Below are 19,421 nucleotides of genomic sequence, written 5' to 3'. Positions count from 1 at the left end.
CTGCTTTGTGAGGCAAGCATAAATTTAAAACGAAAGGGAAATTTATGACCCGAGTCGGGTCATAACCAAAAGCGATGGCGAGATAAATTAAAGGTTCCGCTCGGGTTTACCGTTATAGTCATTATCAGGACATAACAAGAAGGTAAGTTTATGAACCGTTACGTAATCACCGCGTTAGCCTTAATGCTGACCGCAAGCGCGCAGGCTGACCGCCTTCGCCCGGACGTGGAAGTGAATGTGCCGCCGGAAGTGTTTAGCTCCAGCGGCCAGAATCAAACGGTGCAGCCCTGCAATCAGTGCTGTATCTATCAGAATCAGAACTACTCGGAAGGGGCCGTTGTGAAAGCGGACGGCATTCTGCTGCAGTGCCAGCGCGACGAGCGCGCTATCAGCACGAACCCTCTCGTCTGGCGTCGCGTAAAGCAATAAACGCTTCCAGCAGCGGAATATCCGCGGGGGCTAAGGGGTAGCCAAACGCCTCTTCCGGCGAACACCACACCAGCGCGCTGTGGTAGTGCGCCGTGAGCTCGCCGCGAAAAGCAGGGACGTGCCAGGCGTGCAGGTTGATTAAGCGCTGCGAGACTTCCCGCTGGTGGCTTGCCACGTATTGTCCCGGCAGGGCGTCAATGCCCAGCTCTTCACGCAGCTCGCGGACAAGCGCCTCGGGCTGGGTTTCACCCGCCTCGACTTTGCCGCCGGCAAATTCCCACATTCCGGGCTGGTCGGCGTGGGCAGGGCGCTGCGCCAGTAAAATGTTGTCGTCTTTTTCGATGATGGCGGCAACGACATCGAGTGTTTTCAGCATGGTCGTCAATAATTGATGGCAAAAAAAGACATATTATCGTGCCCTTTCTCAGAGTCCAGCTATCAGGAGAATCAGGTGAAAGAGACGAACGCCTGGGTTGCCCCCCTCGAATCCCTTCCCGCCAGCCTTAAGCCGATTGCCGCCATGCAGAAAAAGCATTTTGGCGCGGTGCTAAATCCCACCCGCTGGTGGGGGCGCATGCCGTGTCTGTTCTGGCTGGTGGCGCTGTTTGTCGGCTTTCTGGAGCGTCGTCGCGCGCGCCTGGCGCCCGCGCTTCGTTCGCTGCTTATGACGCGGGTGTCCCAGCTCTGCCACTGCGCGTTCTGTATTGATGCCAACAGCCTGCGGCTGGCCGAGCGCTGCGGCGCGCTGGATAAGGTGCAGGCCGTGGCCGACTGGCGAAATTCCGCCTTGTTTACGGATCAGGAGCGCGCGGCGCTGGCCTACGCCGAGGCGGTCACCGCCACGCCGCCCCGGACGGATGAGGCCATCAGAACGGCGCTGAAGCGCCACTTTACGGATGACGCCATCGCCGAAATGACGGCGCTCATTGCGTTTCAGAATCTCTCCGCCCGCTTTAACGCCGCGCTGGATATTCCGGCGCAGGGGCTGTGCGCCACGCTTAAAGGGAAGCCTGATGCTTGACCGTCACCTCCACCCGCGGGTTAAGCCCGTTCTGCATCGTCTGGTTTCCGTGCTGGATAAGCCGGGCATCACCCCCGACGGCTTAACCCTGACCGGGTTTGCCGTTGGCGTGCTGGCGCTGCCGTTTCTGGCCCTCGGCTGGTATCCGGCGGCGCTGGTCGCCATCGTTCTGAACCGCCTGCTGGACGGTCTGGACGGGGCGCTGGCGCGCCGCAGAGGGCTGACCGATGCGGGAGGGTTTCTCGATATTGCGCTCGATTTTCTGTTCTACGCTCTGGTGCCGTTTGGCTTTGCGCTCGCCGCGCCCGCAGAGAACGCGCTGGCGGCCGCCTGGCTGCTGTTTGCGTTTATCGGGACTGGCAGCAGCTTTCTGGCCTTTGCGGCGCTGGCGGCGAAGCACGACATCGACAACCCCGGCTATGCGCACAAGTCGTTTTACTATATCGGCGGGTTAACGGAGGGAACGGAGACTATCGCGCTGTTCGTGCTGTGCTGCCTGTTTCCGGCGCATTTTACGCTGTTCGCGTGGGTATTCGGCGCGCTGTGCTGGCTGACCACCACAACGCGCGTCTGGAGCGGCTACGTGACGCTGAGGTCACTCAATTCTTAGAGCGCGCTTTCTGGCCCGCGTTCACCGGTGGTCACCGGGTTTTGCGGGTGACTGCTCCATTCGTACCAGCCGCCGTCATAGACGGCGACGTTTTTCCAGCCCATCGCCCGGGCGTACATAAAGGTTTCGGACGCCCGCCAGCCGGTGCCGCAGTAAAACGCGACCTGCTGTTCCGGCAGGATATGCCACGTTTTCCACATGGCGGCGATGTCGTCAGCGCTGCGCATGGTGCCGTCCGGGTTATGGAAATCCTCCATGTGGGTGGCATCGCTGCCCGCGTGACCCCAGCGGGCACCGGCAATCTCACCTTTTGGCTTGATGTAGCTGTAGCCGCTGGTTTCGCCGATGAACTCCGGCCACGAACGAATGCTGACCAGGGAGGCGTCCTGACGGTGCAGCATGCCGCGCGCCTGGTCCATATCGACCATCAGCTGCGGCTGGCCGGGGATCGGCGCGCCGAAATCGGGGGCTGGCGTTACTTTCGCAGGCGTACCGCGCTCAACCGGCAGACCGGCATCTGACCACGCCTTCCAGCCGCCGTCGAGAATACGCACGTCCTTTACGCCCGCATAGAGCATAATCTGCGCCACGCGCGCGGCGGCGTAGACGTCGCGGCCATACAAGATGACGGTGGTGTCGTGGCGTATCCCGTGCTTAGCCAGCATCGCTTTCAGCCTGTCGTCGGAGACTTTATTCCACAGCGGCTCGCTTTCCACCTCGTTGGTGTCGATATAGCCCGCGCCGGGAATGTGGCTCAGGAGGTAAAGCTTCGGTGCGCCCCAGGCGGCTTCAATCACTTTCCAGTCACCCGCAGGCGCGGCGGTCACGGGTTTACCCTGCTGGAGGCGGTGGATCCACTGCGGGTAAACCAGCTGTTCAAAATGGGGCAGGCGCTGAAGGCGGTCGGGCGACTGCAGAGCGTCGCTGAGCAGCGAAACGTGGCTGAAACCGACTTTCTCCAGACGGGCTTTCACCGCCCGGTTATCGGTCTCGTCGCCGTAGAGCGCGATGGCCGCTGCAGGCGTCAGCTGATGCTGTTTTGCCCAGCGCGCAATCTGTTCGTCGCTCATTGCGCTAAGCCAGCTGGCCGCAAGGTTAAGGGCGGCGGGTTCATGCCCGGAGGGGCCGCTGAACGTCTGCGGCCAGCCGTTATAGAAGGCGCTGGCGCGGGTGTCGACGGGCGTGCCGTGCTGCGCCTGAAGCTGGGACAGCGTCATCGCGTTGGGCATATCAGCCGCCAGAGAAGAAAAAGAGGCGAGGCCGCAGAGCAGGGCCAGCGCGGTCAGTTGAGAAACACGTTTCATCGAATAACCTGACGTCAGTAAAAGAGGAGGGCATTGTCGTCTCTCCCGAAACGGAAAACATTGCGTTAGCACATTATTGCCAGCGAGAAATCTCAATCAGCTCGCCGCCGGGCGGAATATCGTCCTCATCGTGCGTGACCAGCACCACCGGGATATTGCGCGCGCGGAGGGTGTCAAATACCCATGCCCGAAACGTCGTGCGCAACGCTTTATCGAGGCGGCTGAACGGTTCATCCAGCAGCAGCGCCTGCGGCTCGGCGAGCAGGGCGCGCAGCAGGCTGACCCGGGCGCGCTCTCCGCCGGAAAGGGTGGCCGGATCGCTGGCGAAGTGACCGCTCAGCCCGGCGGAATCCAGCGCCTGCTCGACCGCTTCGCGCCGCGCGCGTCCGGCGATGTGCCCGGGCAAGGCCAGCAGCAAATTCTGCCCGACGCTGAAAGCGTCAAACAGCAGCGCGTCCTGAAAGAGAATGCCCAGCCCTCGGGACTCCACGGGGAGACCGTCGCAGCGGCGCGCGTCGAGCCACAGTTCACCGCGCGCCTGAAAATCGTCCGACAGGGCGCCGACCATCCAGGCAAAAAGTGTCGATTTGCCGCTGCCGGACGGCCCCATCAGAGTGACGATCTCCCCCCGGGGCACGCAAAAACTGACCTCGCGGAAAAGCGGTTCGATGGTGAGATTTTTTACCTTCAGCATTAACGTAACCCTTGTCGGTAGCGGCCTACGAGCCGGGATAGCAGGGCGGCAACACCAAACACCGTGCCCGTGACCAGCAGTAATCCCAGCGCCCGGTTAGCGAGAATGGGGATACTGCCCCCGCTGCTGAGCGCGACGGTTTCGGTGGTCAGCGTGGCGAAACGCCCCGCGCCAAGCCACAGCGTCGGCATGTATTGCGCCATGCTGACGGAAAAGCCGGCGGCAAAGGCCAGCAGCGCAGGACGCGCCAGCAGGGGGCATTTCAGCAGTAAGAATATTTTTGCCCGTCGCCAGCCGAGCGTTCTGGCGGTAAGGATCAGCCGGGGATCGATCCTTTGCCAGGCGGGCCGCAGCACCAGAAGCGTCCACGGGAATACCCACAGCAGGTGGCTCCAGAGCACGGCGACATAGTATCCGTCGAAGCCCACGCGCAGCGCAATGGCATACTGGCCGGTGACGAGCGGCAGCGCCGGAAGGGCGAGCGGTGCCCACACCCAGAGCGCGCCGCGCTGCGGGCCCCATTCCAGCCAGAGTAAGCCGACGGCCAGGGCAATCAGGCCTGAAAACAGGCCGAAGGAAAGGCTGGTCCCCACCGGGCCAACGTCATCCCGCTGCGCCAGCATCAGCAGCACCGCGGCGCACAGGATGCCGCACGCGGGCAGAAACCCGCCCAGTGCCCGCTCTGGCAGCACGAGATGAGTCCGGGGACGCGTTCCGCTAAGGTCCAGAAACGTGCGACGCCATCCCTTCCACAGGCCATAGCCTGCTGCGGCAAGCGCGGCCAGCAGCAGAAGGAGAAGCAGGCACAGCAGCGTCCCTTTTGCCTGCTGCTGCGCGTCGCCCTGGCTCAGCCACTGCCAGGCCAGAACGGCCAGGGTCGGCGGGTTGCCGGGACCGAGAACGAGCGCCACGTCCACGACCGACAGTGACCAGGCCAGCACCGCCAGCATCACCGCGCCGAGAACCGGCGCGATAGCCGGAAGGAGGAGCCAGTTAAGCGCCTGAAAACGCCCGTAGCCGAAGGTTTGCAGAACGATCTTCTGCTGCGCGAGCCGCTTTTCCGGCAGCACGGCGTAAATGGCCCACAGGACAAACGCGCTCTCTTTGACCGCGAGCGTCAAGCCCAGCCCGACGCCATAGCGGTCAAACGGAGGCGAGCAGACGGTGCAGATCTGATAAAACAGGCCGCCTTCGGCAAACAGCAGCAGCGCGGCGGTGGCGAACGCCACGTGGGGGATCGCCAGCAGCCACGGCAGGCGGGTGGTGAGACGTCGCCAGCGTTGCCCAGGCCACAGAAGGCTGACGAGAAGAAGGGCGATCAGCAACGCCCCCAGCGTGGCGACGAGCGTTGAGACCAGCGTGGCAATGGTCGCCTGGGGCAGCTGCGGGTCGTTTAGCAGCCGCTGCCAGTTTGTCAGCGAAAACGCCGGGGCAAGCAGCATGGCGCTGGCGGGCAGGAGCGGCAGATAAATGACCGCCATCGCCAGCCAGACGAGCCAGCTTAGCGGGTGCCGTAGCGACGCAGCCATTCCTGCTCCAGCGCGTTCACCCAGGCGGACTGCGGCTCGGCAAGCACCTCCGGCAGCCCCTGAGGCGTGTGGGCCAGCAGCCGTTTCGCTTCATCTTCGGGCAGCGTTCTGGCATCCAGCACGCTCGGATCGCCCCAGATGGCCGGGTCGGCCTTGCGGATCTGCGCCTGCGGCGACAGCAGGAAATTGGCAACCACCTTTGCCCCCGCGCTCGCGCTGGCATTGGCCGGGATCGCCACAAAATGGACGTTGCCGATCGTTCCGTTCTGGAAACCAAAGCTGTAGCTGTCGGCGGGCAGTTCGCCGCTCGCCACCTTCTGTAGGGCGTGCGCCGGGTTAAAGGTCAGCGACAGGTTCAGGCTGCCGCTGGCAAGCAGGGTGTCCATGCGCGCAGGGGAAGGCGGGAAATCTTTTCCTTCACGCCACAGCAGCGGGTGCAGCTTATCAAGGTAGGCCCAGAGCGGCGCGGTCACCTCGGCAAAGGTGTCATCGGGTGCTTTTTCCAGCGCCTGCGGCTGCGCGGTGAGCGTCATCAGCAGCTGTTCCAGAAACGCGGTACCGGTAAAATCGGGCGGGCGTGGGTAGCTCACCTTGCCCGGGTGCTGCTGCGCGTAAGCCAGCAGCGCCTGAGGATCTTCCGGCGGCGTCGGCATGCTGGCTTTGCGGGCGATAAAGGTCAGCTGCGCGCCGCCCCACGGCGATTCCGCGCCGTCTGTGGGAAGCGCAAAATCCTCCGTGACGGGTTTGCGGGTATCGACATAGCGCCAGTTTGGCAACGTCTGCGCCCATCCGGTTTGCAGAAGGTTCGCCTCTTTCAGCGTGCGGAAATTTTCGCCGTTGACCCACAGCAGGTCAACCGAGCCGTTGGTCTTACGCCCCGCGGCGGCTTCGGCCTGAATACGTTTTACCGCATCGGCAGCGTCCGCCAGCGGGACGATTTTAAGCGTAATGGCGTAGTGCGTTTGCATCTCGCCGCTGACCCACGCCAGGTAGCGGTTGACCGCCGGATCGCCGCCCCAGGCATTAAACCAGACGGTCTGGCCTTTGGCCTGTTGCTGAATGGCCTGCCAGCCGTCGGCGGCATACAGAGGGGCGGCCAGCAGCAGCCCGGTCAGAAACGCGCAGAAACGCACACGGCGCATAATGCCTCACTTTTTGAACGAAGAGGTGTAACGGGAAAAGAGCCAGCGCGTAGCCAGCGGCAATAACCCCAGTAGTGTAAAGGCGAATACCATGCCCGGCGACAAAATATCGCGCAGCGATGACACCTTCCCCAGCTCGCGCCCGGCGTTGAGAAAGACAACCGTGGCGGGCAGCATGGCAACCTGGCTGACCCACCAGTAGCGGTATACGCTAATGCGGGTGAGGCCCATCAGTAAATTCACCAGGAAAAACGGGAACAGCGGCATCAGGCGCAGGGCGAAAAGATAGCCCGCGCCGTCACGGGCCATACCGGCATTGACCGTTTTCATCTGCTGGGCAAACCGCCGCTGGACACCGTCGCGCAGCAGGTAGCGGCTGGCAAGCATCGCCAGCGTGGCCCCAAGCGTGGAGGCAAACGACACCAGCACGGTGCCTTCCCACAGGCTAAACAATGCCCCGCCCAGCAGGGTCAGGACCGCCGCGCCGGGAATCGACAGGGCGGAAACCGCCGCATAGACCGCAAAAAAGATCAGCGCGCTTTGCAGTGGCGCGTGGTCAACATGGGAGAGGAGTGCCTGCTGGTGCGCTTTAATCCCTTCCAGGGAGAGCGCGTCCGGGGGAAGCATGACAAACGTCAGAATAAATGCGCCCAGAAGGGCGCACAGGAAGAGTGTTTTTCGAATGTTCACGCGTCATTACAGCTTGAATTTAGCCCACACCGGCGCGTGGTCAGACGGTTTTTCCATGCTGCGGATGTCGTAGTCGATCCCGGTTTCGACGCAGCGCTCGGCCAGCGGCGAGCTGGCCAGCAGAAGGTCGATACGCAGGCCACGGTTGTCGTCAAAGCCTTTGGAGCGGTAGTCAAACCAGGAGAAGCGGTCCTGCGTTTCCGGGTTGGCATTGCGGAACGTATCCACCAGGCCCCAGCCCAGCAGGCGCTCCATCCACTCACGCTCTTCCGGCAGGAAGGAGCATTTGCCGGTGCGCAGCCAGCGCTTGCGGTTCTCCTCGCCGATACCGATATCGAGATCCGTCGGGCTGATGTTCATGTCGCCCATGATCAGCACCGGATTCTCTTTTTTGAGCTCGGTGGTCAGGTAGTTCTGCAGATCCTGATAAAACTTCGCTTTGGCCGGGAATTTTGTCTCGTGGTCACGGCTCTCGCCCTGCGGGAAATAGCCGTTAATCACCGTGATATTCCCAAGCGCGGAAGGCACTTCCGCCATGATGATGCGGCGCTGCGCTTCTTCACCGTCGCCCGGGAAGCCGCGACGTACGGAAACCGGCGTCTCTTTGGTCAGCAGCGCGACGCCATAGTGACCTTTTTGTCCGTGATAGAAGACGTTGTAGCCGAGTTTTGCCACCTCTTCGAGGGGGAACATGTCGTCGTGAACCTTTGTCTCCTGCAGGCCGATCACATCAGGCTGATGTTGCTCAACGATAGCTTCAAGCTGATGGGGGCGGGCACGCAGGCCGTTGATATTAAAAGAGACAAATTTCATAGTCGCTGCCAGTGCAAGGTGAATAGTGCAAGGATGGTAGCAGAATTTGCGTCATCTGTTACCGGGTATGGCCAATAACTGCAACAGATAATGCCGGTGGTGCAATATTTGCACCATTCTGACGCGCTTCGCCCCCCAACGGAGCATAAATGGACGATAAATTTCGCGAGCGATCACAATTCCAGAATTATATTTGGCCTCTGCATACTCTTTCTGATTTTCATGCGGCAAAGCGCCGCTTGTCGTAAAAATATTCACTTTTTATGCACTAACAGTGAATAACTCCATGTTGTAACTTGTTGATATTCTGTTACCTCAACCCGTTTATGCATTTTTATCGCTGGCTGGCACGAAGTCTGCAATCTACATTCACAGTGCAAACACTCAATTATTTAACATTCAAATAACTTTTTATTTACCGGATGAGGTCGCTATGTCTCTGTCAATTACGCGTGAAAATTTCGATGAATGGATGATGCCGGTTTACGCCCCGGCGGCTTTTATTCCGGTTCGTGGGGAAGGCTCGCGCCTGTGGGATCAGCAGGGTAAAGAGTATATCGACTTTGCCGGTGGGATTGCGGTTAACGCGCTGGGCCATGCGCACCCGGCGCTGCGTCAGGCGCTGAACGATCAGGCGGCGAAGTTCTGGCATACCGGCAACGGCTTTACCAACGAGCCCGCGCTGCGCCTGGCGAAAAAACTGATCGACGCGACGTTTGCGGAGAAGGTCTTTTTCTGTAACTCGGGGGCGGAAGCCAACGAGGCGGCGCTGAAGCTGGCGCGCAAATATGCCCACGATAAGTTTGGAACCCACAAGAGCGGCATCGTGGCGTTTAAAAATGCCTTCCATGGCCGCACGCTGTTTACCGTCAGCGCGGGCGGTCAGCCCTCCTACTCGCAGGATTTCGCCCCGCTGCCGCCGGATATTCGCCACGGCGTTTATAACGATCTGCAGTCCGCCAGCGAGCTGATTAACGACACCACCTGCGCGGTGATCGTCGAGCCGATGCAGGGCGAGGGCGGCGTGCTTCCGGCGCAAAAAGCCTTCCTGCAGGGGCTGCGCGAGCTGTGCGATCGTCACAACGCGGTCCTGATTTTCGACGAAGTGCAGACCGGCGTGGGCCGCACCGGCGAGCTGTATGCCTATATGCACTACGGCGTGACGCCGGACGTGCTTTCCACCGCTAAAGCGCTGGGCGGCGGCTTCCCGATTGGCGCCACGCTGACCACCGATAAATTCGCCAGCGTGATGACCGTGGGCACCCACGGCACCACCTACGGCGGCAACCCGCTGGCGACCGCCGTGGCCGGACAGGTGCTCGACATCATCAACACGCCTGAGGTGCTTAAGGGCGTTAAGCAGCGTCACGAGTGGTTTGTTGAGCGCCTGAACGCCATCAACGGCAAGACCGGGCTGTTCAAGGAGATTCGCGGCCTGGGGCTGTTAATCGGCTGCGAGCTCACCGCCGAGTTTGCCGGAAAAGCGAAACTGATTTCACAGGAAGCGGCAAAAGTGGGCGTAATGGTGCTGATTGCCGGTGCCAACGTGGTGCGTTTTGCGCCCGCGCTGATCGTCAGCGAGGAAGAGGTGCAAACCGGTCTGGACCGTTTTGCGCTGGCGTGTGAAAAGGTGAAGTCCGGGGTGTCATCATGATGGTCATCCGTCCCGTTGAGCGCGGCGATCTCGCCGGGCTCATGCAGCTTGCCGGTAAGACGGGAGGCGGGCTGACCTCGCTTCCTGCCGATGAAAAAACGCTGTCGGCGCGCATTGAGCGCGCCCTGCAAACCTGGCAGGGGACGTTGCCAAAAAGCGAACAGGGCTATGTGTTCGTGCTGGAAGACACCGACACGGGAACCGTGGCCGGGATCTGCGCCATCGAAGTGGCCGTCGGGCTTAACGACCCGTGGTACAACTACCGCGTCGGCACCATGGTTCACGCCTCGAAAGAGCTGAACGTCTATAACGCGCTGCCCACGCTGTTTCTCTGTAATGACCACACGGGGGCGAGCGAGCTGTGCACGCTGTTCCTCGACCCGGCGTGGCGCAAAGAGGGCAACGGCTATCTGCTCTCCAAATCGCGCTTTATGTTTATGGCCGCCTTCCGCGATCGCTTTAACGAGAAAGTGGTCGCCGAGATGCGCGGCGTGATCGACGACACCGGCTACTCGCCGTTCTGGGAGAGCCTGGGCGAGCGCTTCTTCTCGATGGAGTTCAGCCGGGCGGACTATCTCTGCGGCACCGGCCAGAAAGCCTTTATCGCCGAACTGATGCCGAAGCATCCTATCTATACCCATTTCCTCAGCCCGGAAGCGCAGGCGGTGATTGGCGAAGTGCATCCGCAAACCGCGCCTGCCCGCGCGGTGCTGGAGAAAGAAGGCTTCCGCTACCGCAACTATGTCGACATCTTCGACGGCGGGCCGACGCTTGAGTGCGATATCGACCGCGTTCGCGCCATCCGTAAAAGCCGTCTGGTTGAGGTCTCTGAAGGCCAGCCCGCGCCGGGCGACTGGCCCGCCTGTCTGGTGTCGAACGAAAATTACGCCAACTTCCGCGCCATGCTGGTGCGGACTAACCCGAAATGTGAACGTCTGGTCCTGACGGCTGCAGAACTGGATGCCCTGAAATGTAACGCCGGCGATACGGTTCGCCTGGTGCGTCTCTGCCCTGAGGAGAAAACAGCATGACATTATGGATTAACGGTGACTGGGTCACGGGCGAAGGCGAAGAGCGCGTAAAGAGCAATCCGGTTGGAAAAGAGGTTCTGTGGAAGGGGCGTGACGCCGGCGCCGGGCAGGTAGAACAAGCCTGCCATGCCGCTCGCCGCGCGTTTCCGGCGTGGGCAAAACAGCCTTTCGCCGCGCGTCAGGCCATTGTTGAAAAGTTTGCCGGGCTGCTGGAGGCCAACAAGGCCGAACTGACGCGCATCATCGCGTCTGAAACCAGTAAACCGCGCTGGGAAGCGACAACCGAAGTGGCGGCGATGATCAACAAAATCGCCATTTCGGTGAAGGCGTACCACACCCGCACCGGCGAACAGCACACCGAGATGCCGGACGGCGCGGCCACGCTGCGCCACCGTCCGCACGGCGTGCTGGCGGTATTTGGCCCGTATAACTTCCCGGGGCATCTGCCGAATGGCCACATTGTGCCCGCGCTGCTGGCGGGCAATACCGTCATCTTCAAACCGAGCGAGCTCACGCCATTAACCGGCGAGGCGGTGGTGAAGCTGTGGGAACAGGCTGGCCTGCCGCCGGGCGTGCTGAACCTGGTCCAGGGCGGGCGCGAAACCGGCCAGGCGCTGAGCGCCCTGAGCGATATCGACGGCCTGCTGTTTACCGGCAGCGCCGGAACGGGCTATCAGCTGCACCGCCAGCTGGCGGGGCAGCCGGAGAAAATTCTGGCGCTGGAGATGGGCGGCAACAACCCGCTGATTGTGGAGGATCCGGATGATATTGACGCCGCGGTGCACCTGACGATTCAGTCCGCCTTTATTACCGCCGGACAGCGCTGCACCTGCGCCCGTCGCCTGCTGGTGAAACGGGGCGCGCAGGGAGATGCCTTCCTGAAGCGTCTGGTCGAGGTGAGCGCGCGCCTGGTGCCGGCCGCGTGGGATGCCGATCCGCAGCCGTTTATCGGCGGGCTGATTTCCGAACAGGCCGCGCAGAACGTGCTGAAGGCCTGGCAGGACCACGTCGCGCGCGGCGCGAAAACCCTGCTGGAGCCGAAGCCGGTTCAGCCGGGTACCTCGCTGCTGACGCCGGGCATCGTCGAGATGAGCGGTGCGAACAGCGTGCCGGATGAAGAGGTCTTTGGCCCGCTGCTGTGCGTCTGGCGCTATGACGATTTTGATGCGGCCATTGCGATGGCGAATAACACCCGCTACGGCCTGTCGAGCGGGCTGATTTCGCCGCAGCGCGAGAAGTTTGATCAACTGCTGCTGGAAGCGCGCGCCGGGATTGTCAACTGGAATAAGCCGCTGACCGGGGCCGCGAGCACCGCGCCGTTCGGCGGCGTGGGCGCGTCGGGCAACCATCGCGCCAGCGCGTGGTATGCCGCCGATTACTGTGCGTGGCCGATGGCGAGCCTGGAAACCCCGGCGCTGACGCTGCCGGAGACGCTTAATCCGGGGCTGGACTTTACCGGAGGGGATCGTCATGAAAGCGCGTGAAGTCAACTTTGACGGGCTGGTGGGGCTGACCCACCACTACGCCGGTCTCTCTTTTGGTAATGAAGCCTCGACGAAGCACCGCTTTCAGGTCTCTAATCCGAAGCTGGCGGCGAAGCAGGGGCTATTGAAAATGAAGGCGCTGGCGGATGCCGGCTTTCCGCAGGCGGTGATCCCGCCGCAGGAGCGCCCGAACGTGGCGGTGCTGCGTCAGCTCGGCTTTAGCGGCACCGATGAGCAGGTGGTTGAAAAAGCGGGTACGCAGACGCCGCACCTGCTCTCGGCGGCAAGCTCGGCCTCCTCAATGTGGGTCGCAAACGCCGCGACCGTTGCGCCGTCAGCCGATACGCTGGATGGCAAAGTCCATCTGACGGTGGCGAACCTGAACAATAAATTCCACCGCGCCACCGAAGCGGAAACCACCGAGCGCGTGCTGCGCGCCATTTTCAGCCATGACGCCCATTTTGCGGTGCATCAGGCCCTGCCGCAGGTGGCGATGTTTGGCGACGAAGGCGCGGCCAACCATAACCGCCTGGGGGGCGATTATGGCGAGCCGGGGCTGCAGCTGTTTATCTACGGGCGAGAAGAGGGGGGGAACGCCGCGCCAACCCGCTATCCCGCACGTCAAACGCGGGCGGCCAGCCAGGCGGTTGCCCGCCTCAACCAGGTCAATCCTTCCCAGGTGGTTTTCGCCCAGCAGAACCCGCATGTGATCGACCAGGGGGTGTTCCATAACGACGTCATTGCCGTCTCCAACCGCCAGGTGCTGTTCTGCCACGAGCAGGCGTTTGCCCACCAGGACAAGCTGCTCGCCACGCTGCACGAGCGCGTGCGCGGCTTTACCCCTGTTCAGGTGCCAACGGAGGCGGTGAGCGTGCAGGACGCGGTCGAAACGTATCTGTTCAATAGCCAGCTGCTCAGCCGCGACGACGGCAGCATGATGCTGGTCCTGCCGCAGGAGTCCCGGGATCATCAGGGCGTGTGGCGCTACCTGACGGAGCTGGTGAAGGCCGATAACCCGATTGATGAACTGCGCGTGTTTGATCTGCGCGAAAGCATGGCCAACGGCGGAGGGCCCGCCTGCTTACGTCTGCGCGTGGTATTAACTCAGAACGAGATGCAGGCGGTTAATCCGGCGGTGATGATGAACGACACGCTCTTTACGCGGCTGAATGACTGGGTCGATCGCTACTATCGCGACCGCCTGACGCAGGCCGATCTGGTTGACCCTCAGCTTCTGCGTGAAGGTCGCGAGGCGCTGGACGCGTTATCGACAATCCTGCAGCTGGGATCGGTTTATCCGTTCCAGCGCTAAAGGAGTGGATATGGAAAACTTACTGGCGCTGACCCTGGCCGATGAGACGCCGGAACAGAAGGAGGGCGAGGGCCCCTCCTTTCGCTGGCGGTGGCTGGGGCGCGGGGTGCTTGAGCTGACGCCGGGCGCAAAAAGCGATCTTTCGCTGCTGCTTTCAACGGGCATCCACGGGAACGAAACGGCACCCGTCGAGATTGTCGATCTGCTGCTGCGCGCGCTGTACCGCAATGAGATTGCCCTGACGTGCCGCGTGCTGGTGGTGCTCGGCAATCCGCCCGCGCTCGCGCAAAACAAACGCTACCTGGTCAGCGACCTTAACCGCATGTTCGGCGGGCGCTGGGCGCAGTTTCCGCAAAGTGACGAAACGGCGCGGGCAGCGTGGCTGGAGAATGTGGTAACCGCGTTTTTTGCCGCTGCGGGGCCCGCGCGCTGGCATCTGGATCTGCATACGGCCATCCGCGCGTCCTACCATGTCCGCTTCGGCGTTCTGCCGCAGCGCAATCAGCCGTGGGAGGAAGATTTCCTGAGCTGGCTGGGGGACGCCGGGCTGGAGGCGCTGGTGTTCCACCAGTCGCCGGGCGGAACCTTTACCCACTTTACCTGCGAGAACTTCGGCGCGCTGGCCTGTACGCTGGAGCTGGGAAAAGCGCTGCCGTTTGGGCAAAACGAGCTCACCCGCTTTGCGCCAACGCATCTTGCCCTGCGGGCGCTGCTGGGCGGAACCGCTCCCGAGCACGCGCATCAGCCCGTTGAGCGGTATCGGGTTGTACAGCAGATTACGCGGCGCAGCGACGCCTTCCTGCTTCACATGGCCGCCCATACCCTGAACTTCACGCCGTTTCGCAAAGGGGCGCTGCTGGCGGAGGATGGTGATGAACGGTACGAGGTGCAGAAAACCACCGAGTATGTTTTATTCCCTAACCCCTCCGTGGCGTTTGGCCTGCGTGCCGGACTGATGCTGGAAAAAATATCCTGAACCTTTCCCCTCTCATCATCCGGGAGGGGAAGCTAAATATTTTTCTTAACGATTTAAGCGCCTACGCGTGTTTTGCAGAATATTCCTGGTGAATTGCTTTATTATTCACCTTCACTTCGCTATACTCCGGCTAAATCGCTTTAAAATCATCGCATTGAATATTTTTAGTTGCAACTCTCCACGCTTTATCCTTATTTCCTCCACATTTGGCGAAAATTTGTTTTTTACACTTTCATTGTTTTACCGTTGCTCTGACTAATTGACGATAAACCCCGTAAAGTTAATCTCGTCAACACGGCATAGCGCCGAAGAATAACTGAAAGAAAGGAAATAAATTATGCGTAAGTTTACTGCACTGTTTGTTGCTTCTACCCTGGCTCTGGGCGCTACCAGCATGGCGTTCGCCGCAGATACTGCGACCACCACTGCCGCGCCTGCTGAAGGTAAAATGATGATGCATCATAAAGGCCCGGGTATGCACAACGAGATGATGATGTTTAAGGATCTCAACCTGACGGATGCGCAGAAACAGCAGATCCGCGACATCCGTAAGGGCGAACGCGACCAGATGAAACGTCCGCCGCTGGAAGAGCGTCGTGCGATGCATGACATCATCGCCAGCGACAGCTTCGACAAGGCGAAAGCCGAAGCGCAGATCGACAAAATGGCCGAGCAGCATAAAGCCCGCATGCTGGCCCACATGGAAACCCAGAACAAGATCTACAACGTTCTGACCCCGGAACAGAAAAAACAATTTAATGCGAATTTTGAGAAGCGTCTGACAGAACGTCCGGCGATGGAAGGTAAAATGCCAGCACCAACCGAATAATCGGTTCACTCTCTTAAGACCGCCGGGATCCTGTCCACAAAAGCGCAAACGCTGTGGACAGGACCGGCGGTTTTTCTTTTCTACCCTCTTGCCTGCCGCCGCCAGCGCGGTATGCTCCTGTAGTCCCATCAGAGAATGTGTGTAGAGTCATGGCGTTAGAATTTTTATTAACGTTCCGCTAAGGCCTGCCCGCTCTGCTGCCGATACTGTGTCTGTAGCTACCTAACGATAACAAACAAGACAGCAACGATAGCGATATCGTTGCCCTGGCACGGGTTGTGCCATTCAGGAGTGGTGATGGAGTTCTTTGATATCCGTAAGATGCCGGTCAGCCTCTGGCGCAATGGTGCGGGTGAAACGCGTGAGATTTGCTGCTTCCCGCCCGCGACGCGGGATTTTCACTGGCGGGCCAGTATCGCGACTATCGCCAGCAACGGCGAATTCTCCGCCTTTCCCGGCGTCGATCGGGTTATTACGCTACTTGAAGGCGGGGAGGTGACGCTGGATGCCGGTCAGGCGTTCTTTCATACCCTGAAGCACCATCAGCCCTACAGTTTTGCCGGTGATTTACCGGTCAAAGCGCTGCTGTCGGATGGGCGGATGGCGATGGACTTTAACATCATGACCCGGCGCGACTGCTGCCAGGCAAAGGTGCGGGTTGCTGACCGAACCTTTACCACCCTTGGCTCACGCGGGGGCGTGGTGTTCGTGTTAAGCGGGGCGTGGCAGCTGGGCGATAAATTGCTGACGGCCGATCAGGGCGCCAGCTGGCAGGAGGGGACCCACACGCTGCGTCTGCTCGAGTCTCAGGGCACCTTATTGTTCAGCGAAATCACGTGGCTGCCGGGTCATTAAGCACAACGATCTCAAACTTGCCGGCTAATACCGGTTTACAGAGAATTTTGTAGCCATCGTGGTCAAATCCGGCGGGCGTGCGCAGCAGGGTTGCTGCGTCGTTGATGTCATCGACAGCGCCCAGCCAGAGCCAGTTGTTGACGATGTGATACTGGGTCATCGTCTCACCCACTTCTTTTAGCGCAACGGCACCTTCCCAGGGCCAGCAGTTCACGCTGATGGCTGCCAGACCGTCAAGGAGCCGGGCGTGGTGCGCCTCAACGCTCTCTTTTCCGCAGCAGGCACCGGCGCAGCGCTTCAGGGCGGAGCGGAAACAGGCGCGCCCGCGCGTGGTGCCCTCTAAACCCAAAAGGCTATAGCAAAGCTGCAGCTCGTCCGCCAGGGTCTGCAGCGCCTGAAGCGCGGCACGTTTGTTGGCGAACAGCCCGTAGAGATTTGGGGCATGAGAAAAATCGACCTCGCGCGCGTAGACGACCTGCGGCTTGCCCTCGTTTATCTGCAGGGAGCAGAGCTGACGATTGCGGCGCAGGCGCTTGTTGAACAGCGGCTGTTGTTCTTTTATCAGCCGCGCTTCCAGCAACAGCGCGCCCATTTCTCCCGCCGTCTGGAACCAGGTAATCCGTCGCGACTGGCGCAGCATGGCGGCCTCGTCCGGCGTGCGAAGATGGGATAGCACCCTGCTGCGAATGTTCACGCTCTTGCCGATATAGAGCGGCAGGGTGTCGCTTTCGCCGTGAAAGATGTACACGCCCGGCTGTTTAGGCAGCGCCTCAAGCCAGGGGCGAAGGTGCTCGGGATATTCATAGATAGCCGCCGCTTCAAACTCAAGACGCGGGGCGGATTGACGCCTGCTCACATATCACTCCGTATACTGTTCAGGCATACAGTGTAGCAGGTGTGTGGTGGTTAAAAAAGAGCCGGGTGGCGGCGACGCCTTACCCGGCCAGATCGTATGGTCTGTTGCCCTCACCCCAACCCTCTCCCACGGGAGAGGGCGCAAACACAAAAAACGGTAACCTGGGTTACCGTTTTGCGTTTATTTCCAAAAATCATCAAACACCGTGATCGGCGTGTGGCGCTTGTGCTCGGTTTTCAGATACCAGCCTTCGATGATCTTCGCGGTGCCTTCATCCAGCTTTTTGCCTTCCAGATAATCATCAATGTTGTCGTAGGTGACGCCAAGGGCCGCTTCATCCGGCAGGGAAGGGCGATCGTCCTCAAGGTCCGCTGTCGGCGCTTTCTTATAAAGATGCTCTGGGCAGCCCAGCGCGGCAAGCAGCTGCTTACCCTGACGCTTGTTCAGGCGGAAGATCGGGTTAATGTCGGTGCCGCCGTCGCCATATTTGGTGAAGAAACCGGTGATCGCTTCTGCCGCATGGTCGGTACCGACCACAACGCCTTTGGTCATCCCGGCGATGCTGTACTGCGCTTTCATGCGCTCGCGGGCTTTCTCGTTGCCGCGAACAAAATCGCTCAGTTCAATGCCCGCTTCGCGAAGCGCCTGCTCGCTGGCCAGCACTGAGCCTTTAATATTAACGGTGAGCACGCGGTCAGGCTGAATGAAGGCAATCGCATCCTGGCAATCCTGCTCGTCCGCCTGTACGCCGTAAGGAAGACGTACGGCGATAAACTGCAGCGTCTCGTCGCCCGTCTCTTCGCGAAGCTCTGAAATTGCCATCTGGCAGAGTTTACCGGTCAGGGTGGAGTCCTGGCCGCCGCTGATGCCCAGCACCAGGGATTTCAGGAAAGCGTTCTTTTTTAAGTACGATTTTAAAAAATCCACGCTGCGGCGGATCTCTTCGTGTGCATCTACCGTGGGCTTCGCGCCCAGCGCCTGAATAATCTCTTGTTGCAGAGCCATCACGCCCTCCATATGCAGTACATAAACAGAATGTGTTAGCTGTTAAAACTAACCCTTTGGGCGAGAAACGACAAGGATCACAGTTTCGAGTGCGCTAATTTGCGCCGATTTAGCAGGTTATCGTTGTTTTATTAGAATTTTCCGAAATTCGTCTGGCGGAACTCGCAAAGTTGAACAATAGTATTTTTTATCCCATGCTTAGATAACACGCTGATAAACAAGAGGACGGAATATGAACAAGAACGTAGCAGGAATTCTTAGCGCAGCGGCGGTACTGACTATGCTGGCAGGGTGTACGGCTTACGATCGCACCAAGGATCAGTTTACCCAACCCGTCGTAAAAGACGTCAAAAAAGGGATGACCCGTTCGCAGGTGGCTGCGATCGCCGGTAAACCTTCGTCTGAAATAACAATGATTCATGCGAAAGGGACCTGCCAGACCTATATCCTGGGTCAACGTGATGGTAAGGCAGAAACCTACTTTGTCGCGCTGGATAATACCGGTCATGTGATGAACTCCGGTTACCAGACCTGCGCTGAATACGACACCGATCCGCAGGCACCTAAGGCGCAGTAACCCTGCTTGCCTGAGGATGTTAACTAACCGGCCTTTGGGCCGGTTTTTTTATGCATCATAAAATCTTATTTCTTTGCGCGAATTATTTGCCCGAAATGTGAAGGGAGTCAACAAGCCAGGTCAATGAGAGACAATTTCAGTCTGTTCAGAATTATCCCCCGTCTGTACCATTGCGTATACTCACTCCAACGATAAACAACAGTACGCAAGCTACCTGTCTGCCGGGACAGCGAGTCGAGTGATAGCGCGATGGCAGGTAGTCAGACAAGAGGGAAATTACGATGGAAAAGAAACATATCTACCTGTTCTGCTCAGCGGGCATGTCAACGTCGCTTCTGGTGTCCAGGATGCGTGCACAGGCTGAAAAGTATGAAGTCCCCGTGGTGATTGAAGCGTTTCCAGAGACGCTGGCGGGCGAAAAAGGCCAGACCGCCGATGTTGTTTTACTGGGGCCGCAAATTGCCTATATGTTGCCAGAAATTCAGCGACTGTTACCGAATAAACCGGTCGAAGTGATTGACTCCGGGCTGTACGGCAAGATTGATGGTTTAGGTGTTCTTAAAGCTGCTGTGGCAGCCATTAAAAAAGCTGCTAATTAATTTTTATTTTT

General features: G+C 59.8%; 21 protein-coding genes. 12 read left to right on the top strand and 9 right to left on the bottom strand.

The features are described 5' to 3' along the window. The first annotated feature begins 150 nt into the window (after positions 1-150). The gene (locus tag ACMWKK_RS13175) at positions 151-429 is read left to right on the top strand and encodes a DUF1496 domain-containing protein (RefSeq protein WP_112780759.1); all 279 of its coding nucleotides are present in this window, start codon (positions 151-153) and stop codon (positions 427-429) included. On the opposite strand, the gene ACMWKK_RS13170 is transcribed toward ACMWKK_RS13175, so the two are convergent. Next, a complete protein-coding gene (locus tag ACMWKK_RS13170) occupies positions 389-805 on the bottom strand; it encodes a pyrimidine (deoxy)nucleoside triphosphate diphosphatase (RefSeq protein WP_112780758.1) in 417 nt (138 codons plus the stop codon). The genes ACMWKK_RS13175 and ACMWKK_RS13170 overlap by 41 nt on opposite strands. 75 nt (positions 806-880) lie before the next feature. Between ACMWKK_RS13170 and ACMWKK_RS13165 the strand changes: the two genes are divergently transcribed. Both ACMWKK_RS13165 and ACMWKK_RS13160 read left to right on the top strand, forming a co-directional pair. Beyond that, positions 881-1,450 (top strand): carboxymuconolactone decarboxylase family protein, encoded by a 570-nt coding sequence (locus ACMWKK_RS13165; protein WP_112780757.1) that lies wholly within the window; start codon positions 881-883, stop codon positions 1,448-1,450. Then, positions 1,443-2,060: a CDP-alcohol phosphatidyltransferase family protein gene (locus ACMWKK_RS13160; RefSeq protein WP_045327028.1), complete on the top strand. Its 618-nt coding sequence runs from the start codon at positions 1,443-1,445 to the stop codon at positions 2,058-2,060. Before ACMWKK_RS13165 ends, ACMWKK_RS13160 begins: the two co-directional genes overlap by 8 nt. On the opposite strand, the gene ACMWKK_RS13155 is transcribed toward ACMWKK_RS13160, so the two are convergent. The 6 genes from ACMWKK_RS13155 to xthA form a co-directional block, all read right to left on the bottom strand. Further along, on the bottom strand, positions 2,057-3,364 hold the full coding sequence (locus ACMWKK_RS13155) for a sulfurtransferase (RefSeq protein WP_112780756.1): 1,308 nt from the start codon (positions 3,362-3,364) through the stop codon (positions 2,057-2,059). The two genes, ACMWKK_RS13160 and ACMWKK_RS13155, sit on opposite strands and share 4 nt — an antisense overlap. Before the next feature lie 73 nt (positions 3,365-3,437). After that, positions 3,438-4,058, bottom strand: a complete 621-nt coding sequence (locus tag ACMWKK_RS13150) for an ATP-binding cassette domain-containing protein (protein ID WP_112780755.1) — start codon at positions 4,056-4,058, stop codon at positions 3,438-3,440. Further along, positions 4,058-5,587, bottom strand: coding sequence for a thiamine ABC transporter permease (locus ACMWKK_RS13145; protein ID WP_112780754.1), 1,530 nt, complete (start codon positions 5,585-5,587; stop codon positions 4,058-4,060). Before ACMWKK_RS13145 ends, ACMWKK_RS13150 begins: the two co-directional genes overlap by 1 nt. After that, positions 5,560-6,720 carry an ABC transporter substrate-binding protein gene (locus ACMWKK_RS13140; RefSeq protein WP_404851914.1) on the bottom strand — a complete coding sequence of 387 codons (1,161 nt, stop codon included), beginning with the start codon at positions 6,718-6,720 and terminating at the stop codon, positions 5,560-5,562. Before ACMWKK_RS13140 ends, ACMWKK_RS13145 begins: the two co-directional genes overlap by 28 nt. A gap of 15 nt (positions 6,721-6,735) precedes the next feature. Beyond that, the gene (locus ACMWKK_RS13135) at positions 6,736-7,419 is read right to left on the bottom strand and encodes a TVP38/TMEM64 family protein (RefSeq protein ID WP_112780752.1); all 684 of its coding nucleotides are present in this window, start codon (positions 7,417-7,419) and stop codon (positions 6,736-6,738) included. Between the two features lie 6 nt (positions 7,420-7,425). Continuing rightward, complete coding sequence (gene xthA, locus ACMWKK_RS13130; protein ID WP_045327032.1) at positions 7,426-8,232, bottom strand: exodeoxyribonuclease III; 807 nt, start codon at positions 8,230-8,232, stop codon at positions 7,426-7,428. Positions 8,233-8,665: 433 nt separating this feature from the next. On the opposite strand from xthA, the gene ACMWKK_RS13125 reads away from it, so the two are divergent. The 7 genes from ACMWKK_RS13125 (at position 8,666) to ves (ending at position 16,373) form a co-directional block, all read left to right on the top strand. After that, the gene (locus tag ACMWKK_RS13125) at positions 8,666-9,886 is read left to right on the top strand and encodes an aspartate aminotransferase family protein (protein ID WP_112780751.1); all 1,221 of its coding nucleotides are present in this window, start codon (positions 8,666-8,668) and stop codon (positions 9,884-9,886) included. After that, positions 9,883-10,917, top strand: a complete 1,035-nt coding sequence (gene astA, locus ACMWKK_RS13120) for an arginine N-succinyltransferase (protein WP_023311275.1) — start codon at positions 9,883-9,885, stop codon at positions 10,915-10,917. Before ACMWKK_RS13125 ends, astA begins: the two co-directional genes overlap by 4 nt. Beyond that, on the top strand, positions 10,914-12,401 hold the full coding sequence (astD, locus tag ACMWKK_RS13115; protein ID WP_112780750.1) for a succinylglutamate-semialdehyde dehydrogenase: 1,488 nt from the start codon (positions 10,914-10,916) through the stop codon (positions 12,399-12,401). The genes astA and astD overlap by 4 nt, the downstream gene beginning before the upstream one ends. After that, positions 12,388-13,713 (top strand): N-succinylarginine dihydrolase, encoded by a 1,326-nt coding sequence (gene astB / locus ACMWKK_RS13110; RefSeq protein ID WP_112780749.1) that lies wholly within the window; start codon positions 12,388-12,390, stop codon positions 13,711-13,713. Before astD ends, astB begins: the two co-directional genes overlap by 14 nt. A gap of 10 nt (positions 13,714-13,723) precedes the next feature. Further along, positions 13,724-14,689, top strand: a complete 966-nt coding sequence (astE, locus tag ACMWKK_RS13105; protein ID WP_112780748.1) for a succinylglutamate desuccinylase — start codon at positions 13,724-13,726, stop codon at positions 14,687-14,689. 337 nt (positions 14,690-15,026) lie between these two features. Then, entirely contained in the window at positions 15,027-15,518 is a 492-nt protein-coding gene (spy, locus tag ACMWKK_RS13100; RefSeq protein ID WP_045327037.1) for an ATP-independent periplasmic protein-refolding chaperone Spy, read from the top strand. A 297-nt stretch (positions 15,519-15,815) separates the two neighbouring features. Then, positions 15,816-16,373: an environmental stress-induced protein Ves gene (ves, locus tag ACMWKK_RS13095; RefSeq protein ID WP_045327038.1), complete on the top strand. Its 558-nt coding sequence runs from the start codon at positions 15,816-15,818 to the stop codon at positions 16,371-16,373. On the opposite strand, the gene cho is transcribed toward ves, so the two are convergent. Both cho and nadE read right to left on the bottom strand, forming a co-directional pair. Then, positions 16,351-17,229 carry an excinuclease Cho gene (cho, locus tag ACMWKK_RS13090; protein ID WP_045327039.1) on the bottom strand — a complete coding sequence of 293 codons (879 nt, stop codon included), beginning with the start codon at positions 17,227-17,229 and terminating at the stop codon, positions 16,351-16,353. The genes ves and cho overlap by 23 nt on opposite strands. A gap of 180 nt (positions 17,230-17,409) precedes the next feature. After that, positions 17,410-18,234 (bottom strand): ammonia-dependent NAD(+) synthetase, encoded by an 825-nt coding sequence (gene nadE / locus ACMWKK_RS13085; protein WP_047716216.1) that lies wholly within the window; start codon positions 18,232-18,234, stop codon positions 17,410-17,412. Positions 18,235-18,466: 232 nt separating this feature from the next. Here nadE and osmE point away from each other — a divergent pair, with 232 nt between their 5' ends. Continuing rightward, positions 18,467-18,811, top strand: a complete 345-nt coding sequence (gene osmE / locus ACMWKK_RS13080; RefSeq protein ID WP_032639844.1) for an osmotically-inducible lipoprotein OsmE — start codon at positions 18,467-18,469, stop codon at positions 18,809-18,811. Positions 18,812-19,092: 281 nt separating this feature from the next. Further along, positions 19,093-19,410 carry a PTS N,N'-diacetylchitobiose transporter subunit IIB gene (gene chbB / locus ACMWKK_RS13075; protein WP_112780747.1) on the top strand — a complete coding sequence of 106 codons (318 nt, stop codon included), beginning with the start codon at positions 19,093-19,095 and terminating at the stop codon, positions 19,408-19,410. Positions 19,411-19,421: the final 11 nt, after the last annotated feature.

Origin of the sequence: Enterobacter sp. 01-M-03-SI-ECC (assembly GCF_047530215.1) — a bacterium.
Lineage (GTDB): Bacteria > Pseudomonadota > Gammaproteobacteria > Enterobacterales > Enterobacteriaceae > Enterobacter > Enterobacter chengduensis.
Note: the sequence above shows the minus strand (reverse complement) of the source record. Positions and strands in the feature narration are given on the sequence as shown.

What these genes read in the sequence shown, in the direction of transcription:
- ACMWKK_RS13175 (WP_112780759.1), top strand. Translation starts at nt 151, where the DNA reads ATGAACCGTTACGTAATCACCGCGTTAGCCTTAATGCTGACCGCAAGC.
- ACMWKK_RS13170 (WP_112780758.1), bottom strand. Translation starts at nt 805, where the DNA reads ATGCTGAAAACACTCGATGTCGTTGCCGCCATCATCGAAAAAGACGAC.
- ACMWKK_RS13160 (WP_045327028.1), top strand. Translation starts at nt 1,443, where the DNA reads ATGCTTGACCGTCACCTCCACCCGCGGGTTAAGCCCGTTCTGCATCGT.
- ACMWKK_RS13155 (WP_112780756.1), bottom strand. Translation starts at nt 3,364, where the DNA reads ATGAAACGTGTTTCTCAACTGACCGCGCTGGCCCTGCTCTGCGGCCTC.
- ACMWKK_RS13150 (WP_112780755.1), bottom strand. Translation starts at nt 4,058, where the DNA reads ATGCTGAAGGTAAAAAATCTCACCATCGAACCGCTTTTCCGCGAGGTC.
- ACMWKK_RS13145 (WP_112780754.1), bottom strand. Translation starts at nt 5,587, where the DNA reads ATGGCTGCGTCGCTACGGCACCCGCTAAGCTGGCTCGTCTGGCTGGCG.
- xthA (WP_045327032.1), bottom strand. Translation starts at nt 8,232, where the DNA reads ATGAAATTTGTCTCTTTTAATATCAACGGCCTGCGTGCCCGCCCCCAT.
- ACMWKK_RS13125 (WP_112780751.1), top strand. Translation starts at nt 8,666, where the DNA reads ATGTCTCTGTCAATTACGCGTGAAAATTTCGATGAATGGATGATGCCG.
- astA (WP_023311275.1), top strand. Translation starts at nt 9,883, where the DNA reads ATGATGGTCATCCGTCCCGTTGAGCGCGGCGATCTCGCCGGGCTCATG.
- astD (WP_112780750.1), top strand. Translation starts at nt 10,914, where the DNA reads ATGACATTATGGATTAACGGTGACTGGGTCACGGGCGAAGGCGAAGAG.
- astB (WP_112780749.1), top strand. Translation starts at nt 12,388, where the DNA reads ATGAAAGCGCGTGAAGTCAACTTTGACGGGCTGGTGGGGCTGACCCAC.
- astE (WP_112780748.1), top strand. Translation starts at nt 13,724, where the DNA reads ATGGAAAACTTACTGGCGCTGACCCTGGCCGATGAGACGCCGGAACAG.
- spy (WP_045327037.1), top strand. Translation starts at nt 15,027, where the DNA reads ATGCGTAAGTTTACTGCACTGTTTGTTGCTTCTACCCTGGCTCTGGGC.
- ves (WP_045327038.1), top strand. Translation starts at nt 15,816, where the DNA reads ATGGAGTTCTTTGATATCCGTAAGATGCCGGTCAGCCTCTGGCGCAAT.
- nadE (WP_047716216.1), bottom strand. Translation starts at nt 18,234, where the DNA reads ATGGCTCTGCAACAAGAGATTATTCAGGCGCTGGGCGCGAAGCCCACG.
- osmE (WP_032639844.1), top strand. Translation starts at nt 18,467, where the DNA reads ATGAACAAGAACGTAGCAGGAATTCTTAGCGCAGCGGCGGTACTGACT.
- chbB (WP_112780747.1), top strand. Translation starts at nt 19,093, where the DNA reads ATGGAAAAGAAACATATCTACCTGTTCTGCTCAGCGGGCATGTCAACG.